A 6,129-nucleotide genomic window follows, 5' to 3' on the forward strand; every position below is an offset into this window, starting at 1 on the left:
CGTCCCTTGCCCCAATAGAATTCCTTGGCGATCTCGCAGCGGAACGGATCGACGAGGTAGAAGCCGGCGCCCCCGGCACGTCCGCGCACCTCGGTGAGGCCGATCGGTGCGGGCAGCCTGCCGAGCTTGATGCCACTGACGTGCGGGGCAACAGTTCGCAGCATCGGGTGGAGGTACGGCTGAGCAAGTGCAGTCTTGACCGGCAGTTTGAGTCCGAACCACTTCTGCTTCCGGCCCTTGAGCGACCGCAGGTAGTCATTCACGTAACTCTCCCTCGATTGAGCGGGCCCTTTGGCTCACAGTACCAAGGCGGTGCCGCTCTCTCCAGGCCAGATCGGCGCCTGAGACGGGCGGCGTGAGCCACAGATGGATACAAGGAGTCCTGCCGGCGGGTTCTGAGGGAGACGAATGTCGGTTTCGCCGCTGGAATCCAACATTCTGTTCCCTCGAAACCGGCTGGGCCCGGACCCAGTTCGCTGCTCTCGTCCCAGACTTCATCCCACGCCGAGGTGGTTCTGCGAGTGGTTATAGGCTGGGTCACAGGATCATCGGCCCCGAACACAAAGAAGGTGCATGGCGCATGAAGCTCAAGTCAATCACTCTCCACCAGGTATCCATTCCCCTGGTCACCCCCTTCGAGACCTCGTTCATGCGGGAGACGGAGAAGGACTGCTACCTCGTCGAGGCCACCTTCGACACCCCTAAGGGTGAGATCACGGGGTGGGGAGAGTCGGTGGCGATGATCTCCCCGCTCTATTCCTCTGAGTACGTGGCGTCGGGCATCGATGTCACGAAGCGCTGGTTGGCCCCGATCCTCTTCGACGTCGACGACCTCACCGCGGAGACCGTGTCGTGGCATCTGCGTCACGTCATCGGTCACCCCATGGCGAAGTCCGCGCTGGAGATGGCGGTCATCGAGGCTCAGCTCAAGCTCAACGACCAGTCCTTCAAGACCTACCTGGGCGGCGTCGTCGACTCCGTCCCCTCAGGAGTCTCTGTGGGCATCCAGGACTCCGTCGAAGAGACGGTCAGGGTCATCGGCGGTTACCTGGAAGAGGGGTATGCCCGCATCAAGCTCAAGATCAAACCGGGCAAGGACATCGCACCGATCGCCGCAGTGCGCAAGGCCTTCGGCGATGACTTCGGGTTCCAGGTCGACGCCAATGCCGCATACACGCTCGTCGACGCCTCCCACCTGCGCAGACTCGACGAGTATGGACTCCTCCTCATCGAACAGCCGCTGGGCGAGGCCGACATCCGCCAACACGGGGAGTTGGCGAAGCTGATGGAGACACCGATGTGCCTGGACGAGTCCATCGACTCTGCCGAGGCCGCGGCGGATGCGATCTCCATGGGGGCAGCAGCCGTCATCAACATCAAACCGGGACGGGTCGGCGGCTTCATCGAGGCGAAGAAGATCCACGATCTCTGCGCCGCTCATGGCGTGGCCGTCTGGCACGGCGGAATGGTCGAAACCGGCCTGGGTCGCGCCGCCAATGCAGCCCTCGCATCGCTACCCGGCTTCACCCTGCCCGGCGACATCTCGGGATCGAATCGCTTCTTCAAAGAGGACATCACCGAGGAGATCGTCATGTACGACGGCAAGGTCGACGTGCCCACGGGCGTCGGCTTCGGAGTCTCGATCGACCCGACGAGGCTCGAGAAGTTCCGCACCGACTCGGTCGAGATCCTGCAGCAGAGCTGAGGCACCGGTGCCCTGGTGCCCGTGTTCTGAACTCAACAGTCGGTAACTCCTGGTCGCAGGAAGCAACGGATTCGACCAGGAGTTACCGACCGTTGTGCGTTCAAGCGACCGTCGTGCATTCAGAAAGCTGCCGACTGTCGGCACTCCTCGTCCCCGACGAAGCGCCGGCGAGGCCCGGCTGACGAAGCTCTGCCGCTGACGCCACCGTCCTGCTCAGTTATGGGTGTTGTCAGGTATGGGTGTGCGCCTCCTGGGCCGCGTCCTTCGCCCTGTCGAACTGGAACGTCGAGTGTTCGATCGCGACTTTGAAGTGCTCGGCGAGGCACTCCTGGAGTGCGGTGAGTATTCGCGGAGCGTGGCCGTCGTAGAAACATTCGTCGGCGAGGACCACGTGTGCGGTGAGCACGGGCAGGTTCGAGTCGATCCGCGTCACGTGAAGATCGTGGACTTCTTGGACATGCTCGACTTCTTCGATGTGCATCTTGACCTTGTCCAGGTCGAGCTCTCTGGGCGCCACTTCGAGCAGAATCGAGCCGGTCTCCTTCAGAATGGAGAACGCCCGGGGCACGATCAGAGCCGCAATGAACAGAGCTGCAACCGCATCGGCGCGAGTCCAATCGAAGAGCCAGATCGAGACGGCAGCGAGTATGACGGCGACGGACCCCAGCGCATCGGCGATGACTTCGAGGAAGGCAGCCTTGAGGTTGAGCGAGTCCTCTTTGGACGAGCTGAGGATGATGATCGACACGATGTTGCCGACAAGTCCGACAGCACCGAAGAGCATCAGTTCCGGGCCCGGCACCTCAGGCGGGACGAAGAAACGACGAATTCCCTCGATGAGACTGTAGAGGCCGAGCCCCAGCAGCAGAGTCGCCTGCGCCCCTGCGGCGAGGACTTCGGCCCGGCGGAAGCCCCAGGTCTTCTGCCCCTTCGGCGGCTTCCGGACCAGGGTGGCGGCAAACAGGGCGACGCCGATGCCGATGAGGTCGACCGAATTGTGGCCGGTGTCAATGAGCAGCGCCAAGCTGCCCGTCATGATCGAGCCGATCACCTGGAAGACGAAGATCACCAGGACGATGCCGAAGACGATCGCCAAGCGATGACGCGAACCTGACGTGTGCGAATGGTCGTGTGCCAAGAGAACCTCCTACACGTTCATATTAACATATGCGTATGTCTTTATGAATGTGAGGCCGAGCGGGCCCCAAGTCAGGCCCGACAATGAGACGCGGCTCGGGGACAAGGGACCGGATGCAGAATGCGCACGTGCCCAGCAGAATCTGCTGAACACGTACGCATCCTGCACATGGCTCGGGGATCGCCCCGGAGCTTCAGTGCAGGCAGATCACACAGGAGACTATTTCTTCTCGGGGCCTCCCGAGCCGCCCGTCGGCCCATCGTCCTTCGGCCCGTTCGAACCAGAACCGCCCGTCGGCCCATCGCCCTTCGGCCCGTTCGAGCCTGAGCCGTTCGAACCCGAACCGCCCGAATCGCCGTCACGACCGTCGCGTCGGCGCAGCGCCTCGGCGATGTAGGACTGCACGTCGATTCCGGTGGCCTTCTTCACGTCATCACCGATGTGGGTGAGGTCGAGTTCCCCGTTCTCGTCAAGGTAGTCCTTCGGGTCGAAGTTCCCTATCGAGCCATGCCCCTTGGAACCGCGCCCCTCTGAGACTTGACCTTCGACGACCTGACCACCGTGATCTGCGTCATCGTCACCACTGTTTGCACCGGCGAAGCCACCCGAGTCGTCGAATGTGGTCGAGCCATCTCGGTCCCTTCCGCCGAAGCCCTTCTCGTCGCCGAAGCCCTTCGATCCCCCCTGGGTCTGAGCCTTGCCGACCAGATCCCCGAGGTCGATGCCGGTGGTCCCGCGCACGACCTCGAGAACCTGAGCCAGGTTGTTCGACACCGAATTCGCCAGCTTGGACTCTCCGTCGGTCGACACGATCGAGAGATCCTTGATGTTCGCATAAGGGGCGACGAGTTCGCCGGCGATGTTCGGCAGGGCCTCGAGGACCTTCGACAGCACAGCGGCATCGTTGAACTTCTTGTAGGCCTCGGCCTGAGCCTGGAGAGCCCCGGCTTCTGCCTCGCCACGAGCCTTGATCGAGTCGGCCTGGGCCTCGCCCTCAAGGCGAATGGCTTCAGCGTCCTTGGACCGACGGTGCAGCTCAGCCGCAGCTTCGGCCCGACCCTGGGCTTCGACATCGTAGGCGCGCGCATCAGCGTCTGCCTGCTGGCGGTAGCGCTCCGCGTCGGCGGGGCGCCTGACCTCGGCATCGAGCTGTTCGGCACGCAGTTCCGCGGCTTCCTTCGCAACGACGCGGTCGCGTTCGAGCAGCTTCTGCTTCTCGGCCGCGTTCGCCAACGGGCCCGCATTGTCAGCGGTCGCCTGACGCTGGTCCGCCTCTTCCTTCAACGCCGCACGGCGCAGGGCGAGCTGCTGCTGCTGCTCGGCGATGGCCTGATCGGTCAGAGCCTGCTGCTTCTGGGTCGACTCGTTCTGCTGCGCTTCCTCAACGGACGATGCACGACTGGCATTCGCCTCGGCGATGGCGGCGTTCTTCGCGACCTCCGCCGCCTGGGGGCGACCCCAATCCTTCAGGTAGCTGCCCTCGTCTTCGACGGCGGAGATCTGGAACGTGTCGATGACCAGGCCCTGGTTGTTCATCGAGTGCGCGGATTCCTCTTGCACCTGGGCCGCGAAGGAAGCACGATCCTGGATGATCTGCTCGACTGTCAGCGTACCGACGACGGCGCGCAGCGTTCCGGAGAGGATCTCTGTGCTGTAGGGCTCGATCTGGTCCTGCTGGTCGAGGAAGCGCTGCGCGGCCTTGCGCACGTCCCCCTCGGTGCCGCCGACCTTGACCTGGGCGACACCGTGCAGGCGCAATGCGATGCCGTTCATCGAGATTCCGTCGATGGCCACAGCGATCTGGCGTGACGACAGGGACAGGATGAATGCCTTCTGGACGATCGGATAGACGACCGAGCGACCGCCGATGATGATGCGGCCGGTGCCACCCGAACTGCTCACATTCCGACCGGTGATGATGAGCGCCTCCGAGGGGGAGGCGATCTTGATCGAGCGCATGATCACGAAGAATGCGATCAGGGCGATAATGACTATGACGCCGATGACTACGGCGCCGAGAATCAGGTCCATCAGTGGGCCTTCCATTACTCGAAGATGTTCGTGGAGGGCCGATGGTGAGTATCGGTCCCGTTGTCATCATCCTAAGCGAGACCCCAAGTCTTGCACAGAGTCGTCCATCCCCGAGGCGGTGCAGCCCTCAGGTCAGATCTTCGCCGAGGTGGCCCTGCCGTTCACTTGCCCCAGTCGCCGGGAGGGCCGGCGAGCAGCAGTCCGCTGAAGATCGCGATGACCACGACGATTCCCACGCCGATGGCCAGCCATGGTGAGCGGATCGCCCAGGAGGTGAGCTTTTCGAACCAGTTCCGCGGGGTCCGCCCGTTCGCGCCCAGGCCCCAGTCGCCCTCAAGCGCCCCGGCCTTGGCCACGGAGACCTCGAAGGGGATCGTGGCGTAGGGAATGATTGCCGAGCCCAGTCCCGTGGCGATGCGCTTCTTGCTCCACATCTGCGAGGTTCCGACGCCGATGACGGCGATGACGAAGCAGATGAAGACGAAGCCATGGATCCCGCCGCCGATGCGCACACCGATCTCGGTGATATGGGTGTATTTGAGGATCATGCCGATGATGAGCAGCGACCAGGTGATGGTCTCCGCGATGGCGAAGATCTTGAAGAAGAGTTTGGGAGTCACAGAAGACCATTGTGCCCGATTCGGATGAGCGGGTGCTGAAGGCCTCCACCGACCGAGCGGGAGAGTCTCACCTCGGCGGGTGAATGGGCACGCGGGCCGGCGACCTCATTCAGTCACCGGCCCGCGTGGCGATCGGGGGATGCTCAGGCCCTGCGGCGGCGAGCTCCCATGGTCATCGCGATGCCGAGCACGATGAGCGCTCCGGCCGAGATCACCAGAGGCAATGCCTCGTTACCGGTTCGCGGCAGGTCTCCCCCACCATCACCGGCGCCCGGCCCATCGCCCTCGGCGACGACCTCGAAGGAACCGGTCAGCGGGTCTCCGCCGTCACAATCGACAGCGACGTCGTAGGTGCCGAGATAATCTGCAGCCAGAGTCTCGTCGAGACCGCGGACTCCGAACTTGGCCACGGATTCGGCATCAGCCGTCGCGGTCTGTTCGAACTTCTCGATCGTGCCGTTCTGTGGATCGACCGTCATTGTGGCGGTGGTCTCCGGGGTGCACCCGGCAGCGGCCACCTGCACGCCTCGCTCACCGACGAAGTCGTCCTGGGCGATCGTTGTCGGGTCGATGCTCAGACTCCGCTCGTCCGGGGCCTCTGTGGGATCGTCCGTCGGTGCCCCTGTGGGATCGTC

The 6,129-nt window shown here is 63.4% G+C and carries 5 protein-coding genes and 1 pseudogene; 1 reads left to right on the forward strand and 5 read right to left on the reverse strand.

The genetic code is table 11. The features are described from left to right. A pseudogene (locus L0G76_RS13325) lies at nt 1-263 on the reverse strand (FkbM family methyltransferase); the annotation flags it as partial. 317 nt (nt 264-580) lie between these two features. Between L0G76_RS13325 and menC the strand changes: the two are divergent. Next, nucleotides 581-1,705 (forward strand): o-succinylbenzoate synthase, encoded by a 1,125-nt coding sequence (menC, locus tag L0G76_RS13330; RefSeq protein ID WP_304357660.1) that lies wholly within the window; start codon nt 581-583, stop codon nt 1,703-1,705. A 229-nt stretch (nt 1,706-1,934) separates the two neighbouring features. Here the strand turns inward: menC and L0G76_RS13335 are convergent, their stop codons facing one another. The 4 genes from L0G76_RS13335 to L0G76_RS13350 all read right to left on the reverse strand — a co-directional run. Further along, the gene (locus tag L0G76_RS13335) at nt 1,935-2,843 is read right to left on the reverse strand and encodes a cation diffusion facilitator family transporter (RefSeq protein WP_304357661.1); all 909 of its coding nucleotides are present in this window, start codon (nt 2,841-2,843) and stop codon (nt 1,935-1,937) included. A gap of 219 nt (nt 2,844-3,062) precedes the next feature. Beyond that, nucleotides 3,063-4,874 (reverse strand): flotillin family protein, encoded by a 1,812-nt coding sequence (locus L0G76_RS13340; protein ID WP_304357662.1) that lies wholly within the window; start codon nt 4,872-4,874, stop codon nt 3,063-3,065. A gap of 161 nt (nt 4,875-5,035) precedes the next feature. Next, complete coding sequence (locus L0G76_RS13345) at nt 5,036-5,494, reverse strand: DUF3817 domain-containing protein (RefSeq protein ID WP_304357663.1); 459 nt, start codon at nt 5,492-5,494, stop codon at nt 5,036-5,038. Between the two features lie 143 nt (nt 5,495-5,637). Then, the coding region (locus L0G76_RS13350; RefSeq protein ID WP_304357664.1) for an LPXTG cell wall anchor domain-containing protein at nt 5,638-6,129 on the reverse strand (492 nt) is incomplete at its 5' end.

This window comes from Brevibacterium picturae, assembly GCF_030453725.1.
Classification (GTDB): domain Bacteria; phylum Actinomycetota; class Actinomycetes; order Actinomycetales; family Brevibacteriaceae; genus Brevibacterium; species Brevibacterium sandarakinum_A.

Excerpts from the sequence above, each read along its gene's own strand:
- menC (WP_304357660.1), top strand. The coding sequence starts at position 581 with ATGAAGCTCAAGTCAATCACTCTCCACCAGGTATCCATTCCCCTGGTC.
- L0G76_RS13340 (WP_304357662.1), bottom strand. The coding sequence starts at position 4,874 with ATGGACCTGATTCTCGGCGCCGTAGTCATCGGCGTCATAGTCATTATC.